The sequence below is a fragment of the Streptomyces anthophorae genome, assembly GCF_049310305.1.
Lineage (GTDB): Bacteria > Actinomycetota > Actinomycetes > Streptomycetales > Streptomycetaceae > Streptomyces.
In genome coordinates this window covers 4104254-4123190 of the sequence record NZ_JBLWQQ010000001.1, presented here as the reverse complement: position 1 = coordinate 4123190, position 18937 = coordinate 4104254, and the positions used below count along the sequence as shown (strand labels likewise).

The 18937-nt window shown below is 72.6% G+C and carries 16 protein-coding genes; 8 read left to right on the top strand and 8 right to left on the bottom strand.

Translation table 11 applies throughout. The annotated features are described in order from the left end of the window. Positions 1-34 precede the first annotated feature (34 nt). Genes ACNYS0_RS18490 through ACNYS0_RS18480 form a run of 3 tightly spaced genes read left to right on the top strand, consistent with a single transcriptional unit; the run spans position 35 to position 2918 of the window. Positions 35-1597: a 4-coumarate--CoA ligase family protein gene (locus ACNYS0_RS18490; protein ID WP_422482714.1), complete on the top strand. Its 1563-nt coding sequence runs from the start codon at positions 35-37 to the stop codon at positions 1595-1597. After that, positions 1597-2352 carry an enoyl-CoA hydratase family protein gene (locus ACNYS0_RS18485; RefSeq protein ID WP_422475021.1) on the top strand — a complete coding sequence of 252 codons (756 nt, stop codon included), beginning with the start codon at positions 1597-1599 and terminating at the stop codon, positions 2350-2352. Before ACNYS0_RS18490 ends, ACNYS0_RS18485 begins: the two co-directional genes overlap by 1 nt. Then, positions 2340-2918, top strand: coding sequence for a TetR/AcrR family transcriptional regulator (locus ACNYS0_RS18480; RefSeq protein ID WP_422475019.1), 579 nt, complete (start codon positions 2340-2342; stop codon positions 2916-2918). The genes ACNYS0_RS18485 and ACNYS0_RS18480 overlap by 13 nt, the downstream gene beginning before the upstream one ends. A 243-nt stretch (positions 2919-3161) precedes the next feature. On the opposite strand, the gene ACNYS0_RS18475 is transcribed toward ACNYS0_RS18480, so the two are convergent. After that, positions 3162-4274 (bottom strand): citrate synthase 2, encoded by a 1113-nt coding sequence (locus ACNYS0_RS18475; protein ID WP_422475017.1) that lies wholly within the window; start codon positions 4272-4274, stop codon positions 3162-3164. Between the two features lie 258 nt (positions 4275-4532). On the opposite strand from ACNYS0_RS18475, the gene pdxH reads away from it, so the two are divergent. Beyond that, positions 4533-5177, top strand: a complete 645-nt coding sequence (gene pdxH / locus ACNYS0_RS18470; protein ID WP_422482712.1) for a pyridoxamine 5'-phosphate oxidase — start codon at positions 4533-4535, stop codon at positions 5175-5177. A gap of 134 nt (positions 5178-5311) precedes the next feature. Here pdxH and ACNYS0_RS18465 read toward each other — a convergent pair whose 3' ends face one another. After that, positions 5312-6175, bottom strand: coding sequence for an alpha/beta fold hydrolase (locus tag ACNYS0_RS18465; RefSeq protein ID WP_422475015.1), 864 nt, complete (start codon positions 6173-6175; stop codon positions 5312-5314). Positions 6176-6698: 523 nt separating this feature from the next. Then, the gene (locus ACNYS0_RS18460; protein ID WP_351342484.1) at positions 6699-7391 is read right to left on the bottom strand and encodes an iron-dependent transcriptional repressor DtxR; all 693 of its coding nucleotides are present in this window, start codon (positions 7389-7391) and stop codon (positions 6699-6701) included. Positions 7392-7646: 255 nt separating this feature from the next. On the opposite strand from ACNYS0_RS18460, the gene ACNYS0_RS18455 reads away from it, so the two are divergent. Beyond that, entirely contained in the window at positions 7647-8411 is a 765-nt protein-coding gene (locus ACNYS0_RS18455) for an SIS domain-containing protein (RefSeq protein ID WP_422475013.1), read from the top strand. Between the two features lie 25 nt (positions 8412-8436). On the opposite strand, the gene ACNYS0_RS18450 is transcribed toward ACNYS0_RS18455, so the two are convergent. Continuing rightward, entirely contained in the window at positions 8437-9810 is a 1374-nt protein-coding gene (locus tag ACNYS0_RS18450; protein ID WP_422475011.1) for a PAS domain-containing protein, read from the bottom strand. Positions 9811-9950: 140 nt separating this feature from the next. Between ACNYS0_RS18450 and ACNYS0_RS18445 the strand changes: the two genes are divergently transcribed. After that, a complete protein-coding gene (locus ACNYS0_RS18445) occupies positions 9951-10481 on the top strand; it encodes a DinB family protein (protein ID WP_422475009.1) in 531 nt (176 codons plus the stop codon). A 433-nt stretch (positions 10482-10914) separates the two neighbouring features. Here the strand turns inward: ACNYS0_RS18445 and ACNYS0_RS18440 are convergent, their stop codons facing one another. From ACNYS0_RS18440 to ACNYS0_RS18430, 3 genes are all read right to left on the bottom strand, one after another. Further along, on the bottom strand, positions 10915-12486 hold the full coding sequence (locus ACNYS0_RS18440; protein ID WP_422475007.1) for a transporter: 1572 nt from the start codon (positions 12484-12486) through the stop codon (positions 10915-10917). Next, complete coding sequence (locus ACNYS0_RS18435) at positions 12483-13364, bottom strand: ABC transporter ATP-binding protein (RefSeq protein WP_422475005.1); 882 nt, start codon at positions 13362-13364, stop codon at positions 12483-12485. Before ACNYS0_RS18435 ends, ACNYS0_RS18440 begins: the two co-directional genes overlap by 4 nt. Before the next feature lie 72 nt (positions 13365-13436). Then, positions 13437-14123, bottom strand: a complete 687-nt coding sequence (locus ACNYS0_RS18430; protein ID WP_422475003.1) for a bifunctional DNA primase/polymerase — start codon at positions 14121-14123, stop codon at positions 13437-13439. 314 nt (positions 14124-14437) lie between these two features. Between ACNYS0_RS18430 and ACNYS0_RS18425 the strand changes: the two genes are divergently transcribed. Both ACNYS0_RS18425 and ACNYS0_RS18420 read left to right on the top strand, forming a co-directional pair. Continuing rightward, on the top strand, positions 14438-15826 hold the full coding sequence (locus ACNYS0_RS18425) for an NsdA family TPR-like regulatory protein (RefSeq protein ID WP_422475001.1): 1389 nt from the start codon (positions 14438-14440) through the stop codon (positions 15824-15826). 145 nt (positions 15827-15971) lie between these two features. Beyond that, positions 15972-17531, top strand: a complete 1560-nt coding sequence (locus ACNYS0_RS18420; RefSeq protein WP_422474999.1) for a hypothetical protein — start codon at positions 15972-15974, stop codon at positions 17529-17531. 24 nt (positions 17532-17555) lie between these two features. On the opposite strand, the gene ACNYS0_RS18415 is transcribed toward ACNYS0_RS18420, so the two are convergent. After that, positions 17556-18839, bottom strand: a complete 1284-nt coding sequence (locus ACNYS0_RS18415; protein ID WP_422474997.1) for an ABC transporter substrate-binding protein — start codon at positions 18837-18839, stop codon at positions 17556-17558. Positions 18840-18937 lie beyond the last annotated feature (98 nt).

The window sequence follows — 18937 nt, the reverse complement described above, 5'->3', positions numbered from 1 at the left end:
CCAACTGGCGTGCTTCAGTGAGGAGTTCGGCATGGTGTACGTGAGTGAGTACGCGGACGTCGCAGTCGTCGACGAGCCCATCCACGACGCCGTGCTCGGGGGCGCGGCCGCCCGCGGCGACGCCCCCGCCCTCGTCGACGGGGTGGCCGGCACCCCCCTTTCGTACGCCCAGCTCGACGTCTTCCATCGCAAGGTGGCGGCCGGGCTCGCCGAAGCGGGCGTGCGCAAGGGCGACGTGGTGGCGCTGCACAGCCCCAACACGATCGCCTACCCGGTGGCGTTCTACGGCGCCACGCGCGCGGGCGCCTCCGTGACCACCGTGCACCCGCTGTCGACGCCCGAGGAGTTCGCCCGGCAGCTGCGGGACTCGGGCGCCGGCTGGATCGTCACCATCACGCCCTTCATCGAGGCGGCCCGCGCGGCGGCCGAACTCGCGGGCGGCGTACGGGAGATCTTCGTCTGCGACCCGGCGGGGGACTCCGGCCACCGTTCGCTCATGGACATGCTCGGCACCGGGGCGCCCGAGCCGCACGTCGCCATCGACCCGGCCGAGGACGTGGCCGCCCTGCCGTACTCGTCGGGCACCACCGGCACGCCCAAGGGCGTCATGCTCACCCACCGCAACATCGCCACGAACCTCGAACAGCTCCAGCCGGTCCTCCCGACGGGACCCGGCGACCGCATCCTCGCCGTCCTGCCCTTCTTCCACATCTACGGCCTCACGGCGCTCATGAACGGCCCGCTGCGGCAGGGCTCCACCGTCGTCGTGCTGCCCCGCTTCGACCTCGACACGTTCCTCGCCGCGATCGAGAAGCACCGCATCACCCACCTGTACGTCGCCCCGCCGATCGTCCTCGCCCTCGCCAAGCACCCGGCCGTCGAGGGCTACGACCTGTCGTCGCTGCGGCACGTCATCAGCGCCGCCGCGCCCCTCGACGGCGAACTCGCGCTCGCCTGCGCGCGCCGCCTCGGCCTGCCGCCCGTCGGCCAGGCCTACGGCATGACGGAGCTCTCGCCCGGCACGCACGTCGTCCCGTACGACGCGAAGAATCCGCCACCCGGCGCGGTGGGCAGGCTCATCGCCTCCACCGAGATGCGGATCGTGTCCCTCGACGACCCGGCGAAGGACGTCGAGCCCGGCGAACCCGGCGAGGTCCTGATCCGCGGGCCGCAGGTCATGAAGGGCTACCTCGGCCGCCCCGACACCACAGCCGACATGATCGACTGCGACGGGTGGCTGCGCACCGGGGACGTGGGGCGCGTCGACGCGGACGGCTGGCTGTTCGTCGTCGACCGGGTCAAGGAACTCATCAAGTACAAGGGCTTCCAGGTCGCCCCCGCGGATCTGGAAGCACTGCTGCTCACGCATGAGGGCATCGCCGACGCGGCCGTCGTCGGCGTCCTCGACGAGGACGGCAACGAGATCCCGAAGGCGTTCGTCGTCCGCGCCGACCCCGCGCTCGGCGCCGACGACGTACTGGGTTACGTCGCCGAACGCGTCGCCCCGTACAAGAAGATCCGCCGCGTCGCGTTCATCGACGGGGTGCCGCGCGCGGCCTCCGGGAAGATCCTGCGGCGCGAACTGAGGGAGATGTGATGGCAGTTGGGAACGCGTCGGGGAACCTGGTGGCGCACGCCCACGAGCGCGGCGTGACCACCCTCGCCCTCGACTCGCCCGCCCACCGCAACGCCCTGTCGGCGGCCCTCGTCGGCGAGCTGGGGGACCGGCTGCGGGAGGCGGACAAGGACCGTGACGTCCGCGCCGTCGTCCTCACCCACACCGGCGGCACCTTCTGCGCGGGCGCCGACCTGCGCGATCCGCCGGACCCGGACGCGCTGGTGGGGCTGCTGCGGCAGCTCGTGGAGCTCGGCAAGCCGGTGGTGGCGCGGGTCGACGGGCATGTCCGGGCCGGTGGCCTCGGCCTGCTCGGCGCCTGCGACCTGGCGGCGGCCTCCTCGGCCTCGTCCTTCGCCTTCACCGAGGTGCGCATCGGGGTCGCGCCCGCCGTGATCTCCATGCCGCTGCTGCCGCGGCTCGATCCGCGCGCGGCGGCCCGCTACTACCTGACGGGTGAGCGCTTCGACGCGGCGGAGGCGGCGCGGATCGGGCTCGTGACGGTGGCGGGCGACGACGTGGACGAGGCGCTCGACCCGCTCGTCGGAGGGTTGCGGAAGGCGGCCCCCGAGGCCCTGGCCGAGACGAAGCGGCTGCTCACGGTTAAGGTCCTGGAGGCCTTCGACCGGGACGCGGAGTCTCTGACGGCGCTGTCCGCGCGGCTGTTCGGCTCCGCGCAGGCCCGCGAGGGCATGACCGCCTTTCTCGAACGACGGGATGCCGCATGGGTGTTGTGACGCTGCCGAAGCAGGACCGCTCGCGGGTGACGCGGCAGCGGCTCCTGGAGTCCGCGGTCGCCTGCCTCGCCGCGCACGGCTGGGCCGGGTCCACGGTCTCCGTCGTCGCCGAGCACGCGGGAGTCTCGCGCGGCGCCGCCCAGCACCACTTCCCGACCCGCGAGGACCTGTTCACCGCGGCCGTCGAGTACGTCGCCGAGGAACGCTCCACCGCGCTGCGGGCGCTGCGACCGCAGGGGCGGGCGGAGGCCGTCGCGGCGCTCGTCGACCTCTACACGGGGCCGTTGTTCCGGGCGGCGCTTCACCTGTGGGTGGCCGCGTCGAACGAGCCGCAACTGGGGGGTCGGGTGACCGAGTTGGAGGCGCGGGTCGGCCGCGAGACCCACCGGATCGCGGTGGAGCTGCTCGGCGCGGACGAGTCGGTCCCCGGGGTGCGGGAGGTCGTCCAGGGGCTTCTGGACATGGCCCGCGGCCTCGGCCTCGCGAACCTCCTCACGGACGACAGGGCGCGCCGCGAACGGGTGGTGGCGGAGTGGGGGGTGCTGGTGGACCGCGTCTTGGGCTGACCCCGCTTCCCCGCCCACCGGCACCGTGGTTGCGGCCACGGGGCTCCGCCCCGGACCCCGCTGCTCAATCGCCGCAGGGGCTTGAAATACCTACCCGCACCGCCCGGCCCGTTCCCCCCTCCGGGGGCGTAGGTCCCGCGGGGTGCCGCCACCGCCTTGGGCAATCTGCCGCCTTGGGCGGCAGGGTGGGCAAGGCGGCCCCCGGTGCCGCGGAACGGGCACCGGGACCCGGCCGCGGGGCGGCTACCGGGCGATGTCCCCGTAGCCGACGATCTCCTGCGGAGGACGGGTCGCCGGACCCGTGTAGCGGGCCGAGGGCCGGACCAGCCGACCCGTACGCTTCTGCTCAAGGATGTGCGCGCTCCAACCGGCGGTCCTCGCACACGTGAACATCGACGTGAACATGTGCGCCGGCACCTCCGCGAAGTCCAGCACGATCGCCGCCCAGAACTCCACGTTCGTGGCCAGCACCCGATCCGGCCGCCGCGCGTGCAACTCCGCCAGCGCCGCCTTCTCAAGCGCTTCCGCCACCTCGAACCGCGGCGCCCCCAGCTCCCGCGCCGTCCGCCGCAGCACCCGCGCCCGCGGGTCCTCCGCCCGGTACACCCGGTGCCCGAAGCCCATCAGCCGCTCGCCCTTGTCCAGCGCCCGGCGGACGTACGCGTCCGCGTCCCCGGTCCGCTCGATCTCCTCGATCATCCCGAGGACCCGGGACGGCGCACCGCCGTGCAGCGGCCCGGACATCGCCCCGACCGCCCCGGACAGCGCCGCCGCCACATCCGCCCCGGTGGAGGCGATGACGCGGGCCGTGAACGTAGAGGCGTTCATGCCGTGCTCGGCGGCCGACGTCCAGTACGCGTCGACGGCCGCGACATGCTTCGGGTCGGGCTCCCCGCGCCAGCGCTTCATGAACCGCTCGACGACGGTGTCCGCCTTGTCGATCTCCCGCTGCGGCACCATCGGCAGGCCCTGCCCGCGCGCGGACTGCGCGACGTACGACAGGGCCATGACGGCGGCGCGCGCGAGGTCGTCGCGGGCCCGCTGCTCGTCGATGTCGAGCAGCGGCTTCAGGCCCCACACGGGGGCCAGCATGGCGAGCGCCGACTGCACGTCGACGCGGATGTCACCGGAGTGGACGGGGATCGGGAACGGCTCGGCCGGCGGCAGGCCCGGGTTGAAGGCGCCGTCGACCAGCAGCCCCCATACGTTCCCGAACGACACGTGGCCGACCAGATCCTCGATGTCGACGCCCCGATAGCGCAGGGCGCCGCCTTCCTTGTCCGGTTCGGCGATCTCGGTCTCGAACGCGACGACACCTTCGAGGCCTGGAACAAAGCCGGGGGTCAGGTCGGACATCGGGCGGCTCCTCTGGATGCGTGGGCAGGTCAAGTCCGGGTGCTGGATCACCCGTGTCTGGACGGGGGTACACCCGTGATGCCCCGTACGGCAGGCGGCTGAACCGTTGCGGTCCCTGGAAGATAACCCTCGGTGCCACAGTTGGCGATAGCTCGCGGCACTCAGTGCCATGTTTCACCCTGAGTGCGTCCGTACCGGTCCGTCCGGCAGGATGACGCCGTGAGCGCCCACGACGATCCCGAACTCGACCTCGCCGACATGCGCGAGCAGTACCGCGCCCAGGACGGCGGCCTGCTGGAGGGGGACCTCGCCCTGCATCCGATGGAACAGTTCACGCGCTGGTTCAAACAGGCGGCGGCCCCGGGCTCCCCGCTGCCCGAACCCAACGCCATGGTCGTCTCCACCGCCGACGCCGAGGGCCGCCCCAGCTCGCGCACGGTGCTGCTCAAGTCGTACGACGAAGCGGGCTTCGTCTTCTACACCAACTACGGCTCCCGCAAGGCGCGCGACCTCTCCGCGAACCCGCACGTGGCGCTGCTCTTCCCGTGGCACCCGATGGGCCGCCAGGTCCTGGTGACGGGCACGGCGGAGCGCACGTCGCGCGCCGAGACCGAGGCGTACTTCCACACCCGCCCGCACGGCTCCCAGCTCGGCGCCTGGGCCAGCGCGCAGTCCTCCGTGGTCGCCTCCCGCGAGGAACTCGACGCCCACTACGCGGACCTGTCAGCCCGCTACCCCCAGGGCACCGAGGTCCCGGTCCCCCCGCACTGGGGCGGCTACCGGATCACTCCCCGCACCATCGAATTCTGGCAGGGCCGCGAAAACCGCCTCCACGACCGCCTGCGCTATGTCCGGGAGCCGGACCGGACGACAACCTGGCTGGTGGAGCGCCTGAGCCCTTGAGCGATCCCTGCATCAAGCCCTTGGTGACGGGTGCTCACATCGGGCTTCGGCGGCGGGTGACCATTTTCAGCCCCCGCGGCGATGGAGCGGCGGGGTCCGGGGCAGCGCCCCGAGACGTCAACCCCGCCTCCCCGTCACAACTCCGCCAGCACCCCGTCAAGGAACGGCTCAACCGCCGCGCGCCACGCCTCCGGCTGGTCGTAGTGCACGAGATGCCCCGCATCGGCCACCTCCCCGTACACCCCCCTGGGAAGGACCCGCACCATCTCCTGCGCCTCCGCCCGCCCCAGCTCCCCGTCGAGCCCGCGCAGCACGAGCGCCGGGCACTGGACCGCCGCCAGCTCCTCCCAGTGCGCGTCGTAGACCCACGTGGAGCGCGCCTCGAGCATCTGGCGGCGCGAGAACACCGGCCGCCAGCCGTCCGCCGTCTCGGTCATCACCTCGGCGTAGAACTCACCGCGCGCGGGGTTGGGCCGCTCGACCCAGGGGTCGTCCTCCCCGAACCACTTCCGCACGTCCGCGAGCGTCGCGAACGGCAGCGGCCACGCCTTGAACCAGTCCTCCCACTCCCGCTGGGAGGCGGCCCCGAGCGCGGAGGCCCGCATGTCGCAGATGATCAGGCCGCGGACGAGATCGGGCCGGCGGGCGGCGAGCTGCCACGCCGTGAGCGCTCCCATGGAGTGCCCGATGAGAACGGCCGGTTCGAGCCCCAGCTGGACGAGCGCCGCCTCCGCGTCCAGGACGTACGCCTCCCGGTCGAACGGGCCCTGCGGCGGCTTGTCGCTCTGCCCGTGTCCGCGCTGGTCGAGGGCGACCGCGCGATGTCGCTCGGCGAGCCAGCGCGTCGTCCCCGCCCAGTGGGACGCCCGCCCCATGAGTCCGTGCAGCAGCAGGACTCCGGGGCTGTGGCCGACCTCGCCCGACTTGGGCGGGTCGGCGAATTCCCAGGCGGCCAGGTGGATCCCGCCTGCTCCGGTCACGTCGATGCGCCGTGCCATAGGCCCTGGCACCCCCTCGTGGTCGCGCCTGCAGTCGCGTACCCGCGCACGCTATCGAACCTGTTTTCGAAAGCGTGCCGCTCTCGGACAACACCCCTCATTTGAGTGACGGAACTCAAGGAATGACCGGCGCTGTCGAGGGGATCTCTTCAGCGGGAGGCGGACCGCTCGGGGAAATCGGTCCGAGGGGAACGACCCTGGGAGCTCGGGGCTCCGGGTCGGAACAGGGGAGGACAGGCCCCGGCGCCGCAAGGCGCCGGGGCCCTCTGTCTGTGGCGCGGCGTTCGACGCCGCCTCCGGTGCACCCCGTGCCCCCCAGGCCCGTCGCGCCCCGATCGGCCGGTCCATGCGGCCCCCTCTGGTCATATGCCTCACGCGACAGCCTTGCACGCCGAGCGTCCGATCGCTGCGGTTCCGCACAGTGAATCTTGTTTTCTGTGCGGAAGTGCAGCATGTGGGGATACAAGTCAACTTTCCCGCACGACACGGAAGTTGACGCCCGGCGCGAAAGGGGCCGCTCGGCTCAGCGCTTCGCCACGAAGACGTGCGAGGCGATCTCCGCCTCCAGCTCCGCCGCCTCACCACTGCTGCCCACGAGCACCCCGCCGGGCGACTGCGTCACGCTGACCACCGAACCGGGCTGCACGCCCGCCCGGCGCAGCGTGTACATGAGCTGCGCGTCCGTCTGGATCGGCTCGCCGATGCGGCGCACCACGACCGTCTTGCCGTCGGCCCCCGGGTCGAGGTCGGAGAGCGAGACCATGCCCTCGTCCAGGAACGGGTTCGCCCCGTCCTTCTCGCCCAGCTCCTCCAGGCCCGGGATCGGGTTCCCGTACGGCGACTCCGTCGGGTGGCGGAGCAGCTCCAGTACGCGGCGCTCCACCGCCTCGCTCATCACGTGCTCCCAGCGGCAGGCCTCGGCGTGCACCTGCTCCCACTCCAGGCCGATCACGTCCACGAGCAGACACTCCGCGAGCCGGTGCTTGCGCATCACGCGCGTCGCGAGGCGCCGGCCCTCCTCGGTCAGCTCCAGGTGCCGGTCGGCGGCCACGGCGACCAGGCCGTCCCGCTCCATGCGGGCCACGGTCTGGCTCACCGTCGGCCCGCTCTGGTCGAGCCGCTCGGCGATCCGGGCGCGCATGGGGACCACACCTTCCTCTTCCAGCTCGAGGATGGTGCGGAGGTACATCTCCGTGGTGTCGATCAGTCCGGACATACGTGCCCCTCGTGTAGCTCTCTCGCTTCGCGACAGCTCCGCTGGCTGACCGCGCAGCATGTGCGCTGGCCCTGGAACCCAGAACTCAATTCTGACGCATACCGCTGACAACCGTGACGCGCCAGGGAAACAACGGGCCAGGAGGGGCCGTGAACCGTATTGACAGAGCACTGGTCCAGACCGCACCGTGATCCGCGAACGCGCCACGCACCACCGAGATCCGACCCGACTCACCAGGACCCAAGGGGCACGCCGATGAGCGAGAGCAGGCCGGCCGAGCAGTACCTCGACGCCTCCATCGGGCTCCTCACGAGGATCCGCGACGAGGAGGCCGACAACATCGTGGCCGCCGGCACCCTCCTCGCCGACACCGTCGCCGCGGGCGGCCGCCTCTTCGCCTTCGGCGCGGGCCACTCCGGGCTCGCCGCACAGGACGTCGTCTACCGGGCCGGCGGCCTCGCCCTGATGAACCTGCTGTCGGTGCCCGGCACCGTCGGCATCGACGTCATGCCCGCGACGCTCGGCTCCGCCCTCGAACGGGTCGACGGGCTCGCGGCGGCGGTCCTCGCGGCCAGCCCCGCGCGCGCGGGCGACGCGCTGATCATCATCTCCCTGTCCGGGCGCAACGCCCTCCCCGTGGAGATGGCTCTCAGCGCCCGCGCGGCCGGCATCAAGGTCATCGGCGTGACCTCCCTGTCGTACGCGACCGGACCCGACGCCCCCACCTCCCGCCACAGCTCCGGCAGCTACCTGCGCGACCACTGCGACGTCGTCCTCGACTCCAAGATCGCGATCGGCGACGCCGAACTCACCCACGAGGGCGTCGACACCCCCTTCGCGCCCGCCTCCACGGTCACCGCCAGCGCCCTCATGCAGGCGACCCTCGCGACCTGCGCCGCGACCCTCGCCGACCGGGGCATCCAGCCCCCACTGCTGCGCTCGGGGAACGTCGACGGCGGCCTGGAGTGGAACGCGCGGGTCTTCGAGGAGTACGGGGACCGGATCTACTACCGGCGGTGAAGACCCGGGCCCTGCACGCCCGCCCCTACCGCTCCGCCGCCAGCGCCCACGCCAGGTCCACCGCACCGGCGATCCGCACCGCCACGCTCTCCGCGTACACGGCGTCCCCGCGCTCGAACCCGACCCTGCTCGCACCCCGCAGAAACGTCACCACGCCGACCGTCCTGCCCCGGCTGCGCAGCGCCGCGCACAACGCGAACACCGTGCCCTCCGGCCACTGCCGGTCCAGAGCCCAGTCCGCGCGGACCACGCCACCCTCCGCGGCGGCCCGCACGGACCCCGCCCGCTCCACGCACTGCAACGCCGGATGCCCCTCCGCGTACCGCACCGGCAGCGCACCCCGCGACACCAGCAGACTCGGCCCCGGCGCCCCCGAAGGCGTCGCCGCGGCCCGCACGAGACGCAGCGGCTCCTCGCTCGCCACCAAATCGATCACCGCGTGATCGGCGAAACCCGCCAGCGCGAAGTCCAGATGCACCGTCGCCGCCTCGGCCGGGTCCTCGCACTCGGCCGCGGCCCGCGCCGCACGGTGCAACTGCTGCGACCGGAACCGCAGCTGCGCCGCCTCCTGCTCGTTCTGCTTCGCCTCGGTCACGTCCTGGAACAGCCAGCCGACACCCAGCGGCACCGGCTCCTCCGCGAGTGGCGACGCCAGCCGTACGAACCCGCTGCGCCAGCACCGGCGCTCCGTGCGCCCGCCAGCCTCGCCGGGCCGCCGCAGCGTCACCCACACCTCCGTCGGCGACGGCGGCGCGCCCTCGGCGAGCACATGGGCCAGCGCGCTCTCCAGCTCCTCCACGCCCTGCCCGACCAGATCCCCGAGCGGCCGCCCCAGCGCGGCGGTGCGCCCGGTGCCCATGGCCCGCGCGGCATGCCCGTTCATCACGGCGGGGCGCAGATCCGCGTCGACCAGCACGACACCCCACGCGGCGTCCTCGAACAGCGCCTCGCTCAGCGCGATGGACCGCTCCAGATCGATCTGCGCGTGCACCTCACTGAACGCGCAGTACACCCCGGCGGGCTTCCCGTCGGGCCCGCGCACGGCGGCGGACTGCGTCCGCACGAGCACCCGCCCACCCTCCTTGGTGAGCAGCGCGAACTCGTTCACCTGACGCCCCGGAGCGTGCATCGAGGCCAGCAGCCGCCCCTGCACCTCCTCCGCGTCGGCGGGCCGCACGGCCCAGCCCGCGAACCCGTGCCGCCCCACGGCCTCCTCGGCCGACCAGCCGAGCACCCGTTCGGCCTCGCGGTTCCAATGGGTCACGACCCCATCGGCGTCGAAGGCGCACAACGCGGCGTCCATGCCGTCCAACAACGCGGCCAGCAGATCGGCCCCGTCCGGCTCGGGCTCCTCGGGCCCGAGCTCATCAGTGGTCCCACTACGCCGGGAAGCACTCACCTGGAACCCCCTGCAGGCTGTGTCGGCGCGACGAATTCCTCGTACCGCTCCAGATCATTCAACTCGAACGTGACGCATCCCACACGGACTTCACGCAAGTTCGGAGAAACGGAAGAGCACATACAACCAGCATGCAACGTATGACGACTCTGCCCGACGGCCGCCCCGTCCCGCCCCCGACCTCCGACGAACGCTCCACCCTCGAAGGCTGGTTGGACTTCCACCGCGAAACGCTGGCCATCAAGTGCGCGAACCTGACGGACGCCCAGGCACGCGCGCGTGCGATCCCCTCGTCGTCGCTCACCCTCCTCGGCCTGGTCCAGCACCTGGCAGAGGTCGAACGCAACTGGTTCCAGCGGGTCTTCGCGGGCGCCCACGACACCCCACCGGTGTACGAGACAGCGGGCCCGGACGCCTTCACCCTCACCGAGGACCGCACCCTCCCGGACGCCCTCGCCCAATGGCGCACGGAAATCGCCCGCGCCCGCGAACTCACCGCGACCGCCCCCCTGGACGCCACCGGCACCCTCTCCCCCGCGGAAGCCGCCTTCACCGGCGACCCCAAGGTCTCCCTCCGCTGGATCCTCACCCACCTGATCGAGGAGTACGCCCGCCACAACGGCCACGCGGACATGCTGCGCGAGGCGATCGACGGGACGGCGGGGGCGTAGGCGTAGTGGTGCTCCCCGTGCTGACGGCCTCACCCGCGATTGATGTTGTCCGGCCATCGCGCGATGGATCCGGTGTAACGCTGGAGTGGTCGCCACTGCCGGTGGCGGACGGCTACGCGTACAGCAGTCGTCAGGAAGCCGGTGCGTCAATGGCTCGGAAAATCGGTTGAGACCTGACGTGAGGGTTCCTAGTCTGCGTAGCACGACCGGAAGGGAGGTGGTTCGGAGAATGTATGTACGCCGGACAGTTGAGGTGACTGCGGGCTAGCGGCCCGACGTCGCATTTCGAATTCGGCGCCGGACCAGCGCGCGATATGTGCGTGCAGCCGGCCCAATCCCAAGCAGTCACCCGACCCGCGAGCCGCCGGTACGTCCGGCCGGCTTCCGACCGTCTCGTACGGGAGGAACCCAGGCTCGCGGGTCGTCTGCGTTCTCAGCCCTTGCTGACCGCCAGCAGGATCTCCGGCAGGCGGTCCGCCGTGCGCGGGGCCGCCAGTCGGAGGCCGAGGAGCGTCGTCGCCGCCCCGTACGCCGCGCCGACGGGCAGCAGGATCCAGCTCCAGGAGGCCGAGCCCGTCGCGTGCAGGGTGATCGCCAGGGCCAGGAGCGGTGCGCACAGGAGGGCCGCCGCGACCATGCCGCCGAAGATGGAGATCCAGGCCAGTCCCGCCTGGCCCGGCGCGACGTTCTTGTAGCCCTCCTGCGGGATCGAGTAGGGGAAGCGGGCCGAGGTCCACGCGCCGGTGGCGAGCATCGCGCCGAGCAGCGCGTAGGAGAGGCCGAGTACTTCGGGGAGGGCCGGCCAGGCGTCCAGCATGGCCGTCGTGACGAAGGTGACGAGCGTGGCGTACGGCAGGGTGATCAGGACGAGGGCCAGTGCACGCGCGCGTAGTTCGGCGTAGGCGTCCTTCGGCGACGCGATCGTCATCGCGACCATCCAGAACGCCGAGGTGTCCTGGCCGAACTGGTTGTACATCTGGATGCCGAGCATCCCGGAGGCGAAGCACGCGAAGTAGACGGTGCCGGTGCCCTGGAGGGCGTTGAAGACGGGGACGATCAGGCCGATCGCCAGGGAGGTGACCCAGGCCGCCTTGGTCTTCGGGTCGCGCCATACGTAGCGGAGGCTGCGCTCCATGACCGTGCCGGTGCGGCCCTCGGGGAGGAGGCGTCGCCGGGGGCCATTGCGGCGGCGTCCCGGGGCCGCGGCCTCGATGGTGGAGCCGTCCGGAGCGGTCATCAGGCGGGTCAGGGCGCGCCGCCAGAGGGTCAGGAGTGTCAGGAGCGCGGCCGCGCAGAGGGCGAACTGGGCGAGCGCCGTTCCGTACGAGCCCTTGCTCGTCGCGTCGACCGCCGCGATCGCCGAGGCCGGCGGGATCCAGCCCAGGACCTTCGCCACGGGGTCGAGCGCGTCCACCCCGCCGGCCGCGCCGAGCCGCTGCACCCCGAAGTTCACGAGCTGCGCGCCGACCGCGATGACGAGGCCGCTGAGGACGGCGAGGTCGCGGCCCTTGCGGCTGGTGAGCAGGCGGATGTTGGCGGCGGCCACGGTGCGGGCGAGGGCGACGCAGGTGAGGACGGTGAGGGGGATCGCCAGTACCGCAACGGCCGCGGCGGCTGCTCCGTGTGCCACCGCGTAGGCCGCGCCGAACGCGAGGCAGAGGGTGAAGAGCGGGCCGATGCCGACGAGTGATGCCACGAGCAGGCCGCGGACCAGCGGGTCGGGGCGCAGCGGGAGCATCGCGAGGCGGGTGGGGTCGAGGGTCTCGTCGCCGCTCGGGAAGAAGAGCGGGAGGACCGCCCAGCCGAGGGCGAGGAGGGTGGTGAGGGGGATGCCGATCGTGGCGGCGTGCGCGTTGCCGTGGAGGAGGATCAGGCCGAGGAGCTGGAGTGCGGCGACGAGCGCTGCCGCGAGGAGCGAGGCGATGTAGGCGGCGCGGCGGCCGGCGGACTGGCGGAGGCCGTTGCGCAGCAGCGCGAGCTTGAGGCGGACCAGGGTTGTGGTCACGGGCGGGTCCGCTTGTTGTGCTGCGGCGGGGTTGACGTCTCGGGGCTCTGCCCCGGACCCCGCTGCTCAATCGCCGCAGGGGCTTCGAATTGTGGTGCTGACCTGCTGCCCAGCCAGTCCAGTGTGCCCCCGCCGTCCCGTCCCTGCGCCCCCACCAGGTTCAGGAACGCCTCCTGCAAGGAGTTCGCCTCGCCGCGGACCTCCGCCAGCGGGCCCTGGGCCCGGATGCGGCCCGCCGCCATGACCGCGACCCAGTCGCAGAGCGATTCGACGAGTTCCATGACGTGGGAGGAGAAGACGACGGTGGCGCCGGAGCGTGTGTAGCGCTCCAGGACGCCGCGGATGATCTGGGCGGAGACGGGGTCGACGCCCTCGAACGGTTCGTCCAGGAAGAGGACTTCGGGATTGTGGAGGAGGGCCGCGGCGAGGCCGATCTTCTTGCGCATGCCGGTCGAGTAGTCGACGACGAGCTTGTTGGCGGCCCCGGCGAGGTCCAGTACGTCGAGGAGCTGGGCGGCGCGTTTGTCGACCTCCGCGCCGGGCAGTCCGCGCAATCTGCCGGTGTACGCGAGGAGTTCGTGGCCGGAGAGGCGTTCGAAGAGGCGCAGGCCCTCGGGGAGGACGCCGATGCGTGCCTTGACCTCGGCGGGGTCGGCCCAGACGTCGTGTCCCGCGACGTGCACGGTGCCCTGGTCGGGGCGGAGCAGGCCGGTGACCATGGAGAGCGTGGTGGTCTTGCCCGCTCCGTTGGGCCCGACGAGGCCGATGAACCGTCCGGCGGGGAGGGCGAGTTCGATGCCGGCCACGGCGGTCTGCTGACCGAACGACTTCCATAGGTCGTGTACGCGTACGGCTGCGGTTTCCTCGGCCGAGGTCAACTGTGCCCGCCCTTCGTCGTCTTCGTCCGTCCGGGCACGATACGTCGGCCGAGGGCGGGCCACCGGGACGTGCTACCCGCGTCGGCCCTCGCGTCCGCACGCGTACGCCAAGGGGGAGATGAGTTCCTCCGCGTCGGGGAGCCAGCGGTTCGCGGCGGTCGGGCGGCAGGCCCACTGGGCGGCGCCCCGGCTGCCGAAGCGGGTCGGGGGAGCGGCGACGTACTGGCCCTCGCCGAGCGCGAGCAGGTCGAGGGAGGCCGGGGGCCAGCCGATCTTGCGGACGAGGTCGGGGACCTTGACGGTCGCGCCGGGCAGTACGAAGAACTGCATGCGGCGGTCCGGGGTGCAGGTCACGGGGCCGAGGGTGAGTTCCATGCGCTCCATGCGGGCGAGGGCGAGGAAGCCGGCGGTCTCGGGGACGTCGATCGCGTCGAAGGTGCGGCCCGTGGGGAGGAGGATCGACGCGTTGGGCTGCTTCGACCACAGGCGGCGGGCCACGGTCGCGCTGCCGGTCGCCTGGTTCGCCCAGTCGGGGCGGGCGGGGTGCGCGCCGGGGGCGGGGCACTGGGGGGAGCCGCACGAGCAGCGCTGGACGCCGTCGCCGATCTCCAGCCAGGTGCCGGGGAACACGTCCCAGTGCCGCTCCTCCGCGTAGCGGACGGCGGTGTCCAGGAGCGAGTCGCCGCGCTGCTGCGGGATCTGTCCGGCGGCGGTGGCGGGTGGGCTGACGTCCGAGGTGCCTGCGATGGTCTCTTCCACGTCGTTCTCAACTCCCGCCGCCACGGAGGGTTACGGGCGCACGTACGGGCGGAGCGGGGGCATCGTTCCCGCACGTGGGGCGCATGGGTGCATGAGTGGGGGCGCGCGGGCGAGGAGGCCCCGGGTCGTGGGTAGTGCGGGGAGACAACGAGAACGGCGACGCGAACGACAACGCTCCGGGGTGGTGTCACGCGGGCGGGTGGTTGCCACCCGTTTGTGGCGCATCTTCCGTTTCCACCCAGGGCAGTGATGATCCAACGACCGGCTGTTGACCGGCAGTCGGACACCCGGACGGGCACAGCAGGGGGTACGTCATGGCCGCACGGCCGCTCGTCGCGCGACAGCCCAATGAACGGCTGCAAGCGCTCATCCAGGAAGCGGGCTGTTCGAACGCGGGGCTCGCACGCCGGGTCAACATGTGCGGGGCGGAGCACGCGCTCGACCTGCGCTACGACAAGACGTCGGTGGCGCGCTGGCTGCGCGGGCAGCAGCCGCGCGGCAGGGCGCCGGGGATCATCGCGGAGGCGCTGGGCCGCAAGCTCGGCCGCACGGTGACGATCGACGAGATCGGGATGGCCAACGGGAAGAACCTGGCCTCCGGTGTCGGGCTCCAGTTCTCGCCGACCGTGCTCGGCGCCATCGAGCAGGTCTGCGAGTTGTGGCGCAGTGACGTGGGACGGCGGGACTTTCTCTCCGGCTCGTCGGTCGCCTCGTCGGCGCTCGTCGAGCCGAGCCGGGACTGGCTGATCTCCGTGCCGGACTCGCAGGTGGCGCGGACGGCCGGGCCGCGGGTCGGGCCCTCGGACGTGGCGGCGGTGCGGGCGATGACGCAGGCGCTGACCGACCTCGACCATCAGTACGGGAGCGGGCATGTCCGGCCTGTGGTCGTGCACTACCTGAACAGTGTGGTGAGCGGGCTGCTCGCGGGCTCGTACCGGGAGGCGGTGGGGCGTGAACTGTTCTCCGCCGTCGCGCGGTTGACGGAGCTCGCCGGGTACATGGCGATCGACACCGGGCAGCCGGGTCTCGCCCAGCGGTACTACATCCAGGCGCTGCGTCTCGCGCAGGCGGCCGGTGACCGTGGCTACGGCGGGTACGTACTGGCCGCGTCCATGAGTCACCTGGCGGCCCAGCTCGGCAATCCGCGCGAGATCTCCCAGCTCGCCCGCGCGGCTCAGGAGGGGGCGCGCGGGCGTGTGACGCCGCGCGCTGAGGCGATGTTCCATGCCGCCGAGGCGCGCGGCCACGCACTTCTCGGGGATGCCCGGTCGGCGCAGTCCTCCTCCTCGCGCGCGGTCGCCGCCATGGAGCAGGCCGACGGGCGGACCGGCTCCGGGGACGACCCGGTGTGGATCGCCCACTTCGACCACGCCTATCTGGCGGACGAACTGGCGCACTGCCACCGCGATTTGGGTCAGTCCCGGGACGCGGCGCGGTGTGCGCAGGAGTCGCTGGACGGGCACCCGGAGTCGCGTGCGCGCCGGCGCGCGATCGGCCTCGTGCTTCTCGCGACCGCGCAGGTGCAGCAGCGTGAGGTGGAACAGGCCTGTCACACGGGACTTCGGGCCGTTGAGCTGCTCGGAACGGTGCGTTCGAACCGGGGCGCGGAGTATCTGGACGACCTCAGGGAGCGCCTCGACCCGTTCCGGGAGGAGCCCGTGGTGCGGGAGTTCGGGGCGCGCATGGAGCCCCAGGCGGCGTGAGCTGTGTCATAACGGGCAAGCCGGCGGCCGGTTTTGTTAGTCGCGTCACTGGGGAGGCTTCCGGGATTTGAGGTGCGTAGCAAGGGCGTACGAAGACCCGGTAGCGTGAGCCGACGATTCGGACCCCCTACGTAGGAGTCTTACGGTGACGGAGCAGAGCGGGCAGAGTGGGCAGGGCGAAAGCCCGCACCTTCCGCAGGCGCGGCAGGCACACGAAGGTGTCGTGCTGCCTGCCGACGGCGGTGAGCCCCTGTTGCCGGGCACGTACGGCGACCAGGCGGGTCCCGCGGGCGCGAGCCCGTGGGGGCAGCCGTGGGGGCCCGAGTCCCAGCAGGCGCACAACGCCGGGCCGATGCCGACCTACGACGGGTCCACGCCGACGTACGAGTGGGGTCAGCCGCAGGGCTCCGCGCCGATGCCGCCCGCGCCGCAGCACGACGCCGGGGCGTTGCCGCCGCAGTCGTACGGGGGCGCACTGCCCCAGCAGCCGACCGCGCAGGCGCTGCCGCGGCAGTACCCGGAGGCGGGGCCGCTGCCGCCCGCCGCTCCCGCGGGGCCCGCCCCCGGTGCGTACGACGGGGACGCCACGCAGTACATACCGCCGTCCGCCCAGCAGCAGGCCGTCCAGCACGCGGCAGGGCCGGGGCTGCCGCCGGAGGCGCCCGCTCCGGACGCCACGCAGTTCCTGGGGCGCGCACAGCCGATGCCCGACGCGGCGCCGCCCGGTCACGGGGCCTCCGACAGCGAGGCCACGCAGTACATACCGCCGGTGCCCGGGCAGCCGATGCCGGGCCAGCCGATGCCGGGCCAGCCGATGCCGGGCCAGGCGATGCCCCCGCAGGACCAGGGCTACGGCGTACGCCCCGGAGCGCCCGGTGAGCGGCAGCCGCCGGCCGAGTTCGACGCCCTGTTCCGTACGGAGCCGGAGGGCCGCGCCGAGGCGACGCAGCAGATGCCGCGCTTCGACCCGCACGCGGCGCAGGCGGGGCCCGGCGGACCGGGGATGCCGGGCATGACGCCGCCCCCGCAGCAGTACGGGTACGAGCCCGAGCCCCCGCGCGGCGGCAAGACCCGCACCGGTTCCAAGGCACCGCTGATCGCCGCGGTCGGTGTGGCCATTCTCGTCGTGGGTGTCGGCGCGGGCGCCATGCTCAGCGGCGGGGACGACGACAAGAAGACGGACGCGACGAAGAACGTGTCGGACTCTGCGCCCGCCTCCGAGTCGCCCTCGCCGTCCGCGGACCCGGCCAAGGCGCAGGCCGTCGAGCTCGACAAGCTGCTCGGCGACTCCAACAACAGCCGCTCCGCCGTGGTGCGTTCGGTCGCGAACATCGGCGGCTGCAAGGCGCTGCCGCAGGCCTCGAAGGACCTGCGCGGCGCGGCGAACCAGCGCAACGACCTGGTGACGCGCCTCGGCTCGCTCCAGGTGGACGAGCTGCCCGAGCACGCGCGCCTCACGGCCGCGCTCACCAGCGCCTGGAAGGCGTCCGCGTCCGCGGACAGCCACTACGCGAAGTGGGGCGACCAGGTCGCAGCCAAGAAGCACGCGCTGTGCAAGAAGGGCCACGCGAAGCCGACGTCGGAGCGCCGGGCGGGCGACGCGGCGAGCGGCACCGCGTCCAAGCAGAAGCAGCAGGCCTCGAAGCTGTGGAACCAGATCGCGAGCAAGTACGGGCTGACGCAGCGCTCGGCCGTCCAGCTCTGACGGCTCCCTTTCGGGACGTGACGGTCAGGGCAGCCTGGCGAGCGTGTCCGTCACGTCCACCGAGGACTTCCTGGTCGCCTTGAGCCGCCCGGAGACGACCTTCTGGAAGGTCACCCGCGCGTTGACCAGGCGCGGGAAGTCGCCGACGGACGACATGTGGTCGTAGCCCCAGCGCAGCGGCGGGGTGAGTCCGCCCGTCGTGACCTTGAGGTCGTCGTCGAGGGCGGTGCGCACGGTGCGCGCGGTGACCGCGCCGTCGCCGGCCGACTCGACGACCTGCCGCAGCACCTCGTACGCGATCCAGGTGGTCTGCACGCCCGCGTCCGCCGGGTCGATCCGGTTGTCGCCGAAGGCCTGCTCGTTGATCGCCCGCTTCATGGGGTTCCAGCGGGCGTCGCCCGACGCCGGGTACCAGCCGGTGACGTACGCCCCTTCGTAAGGGCTCCCGGCACCGCCGGTGCGGTCGACGGCGGTCTGGTCGACGCTGCCGAGGACGGTGGCGGTGTGCACCGACGGGTAGTCCTCGCGCAGCCGCCGGAACGAGTCGAAGAACGTGTTCGTGCGCTCCCCGAGCACCGCCGCGACGCAGCCTTCGCCCCGCGGTGCCCGGCTCGCGGTGTCGAGCGCGCGGCGGGCCTGGTCGGCGTAGTCGGTGGCGTCGTCCGCGGCGAGCATGTCGACGGAGGCGGGGCGGTGGCGCAGCGCGAGGCCGGAGTCGAGCAGGGGCGCGAGCTGGTCGCCCGCGATGGAGTCGGGGCGGATCAGGACGGTGCGGGCGCAGTCCTCGGACAGCTGGCGCCCGTTGCCTGCGAGGAGGGCGGCCTGGCCGCCGTTGACCGGGTACGACAGCGGGCTGGTGAACTCGGCCTCGGTGGCGCCGTAGCCGCCTATGTAGGGGATGCCCGCGGACTCCAGCGGCGGCAGGAAGGCGTTCGAGTGCTGGCTGTACGAGCCGACGACCGCGACGGCGTCGTGCCGGACGGCGGAGCGGGCGCACCGGGCGGCGTCCACGCTGTCGTTGTGGTCGTTGCAGGTGAGGACCTTCAGGGGGCGGCCGCCGATGCCGCCGTGGGCGTTGATCCAGCGGGCGTAGGCCCGCGCCATGGCGGGCATCCCGGGCATGTTCGTCGCCTTGGTCTTCTCGGGCGCCCAGGTCATGACGGTCACCGGCTGTTCACCCGCGCTCTTGGCGTCGCCGCCCGGGACGAGCCCGCACCCGGCGACCAGCGCGGAGCTCAGGAGCACGGCCGCGGTGCGCACGTGGCTTCGGGGGATGCGGTTACGGGTACTGGGGCGCCTGCCGGTCATGTTCCTGCACGATTCCGCCGCGTCGCCAACGGTCGAGTGACCCGCGGGCAACGCATGGTGACGATGAGGTGAATTGCGGGGGTCGTGCGGGGCCCGGG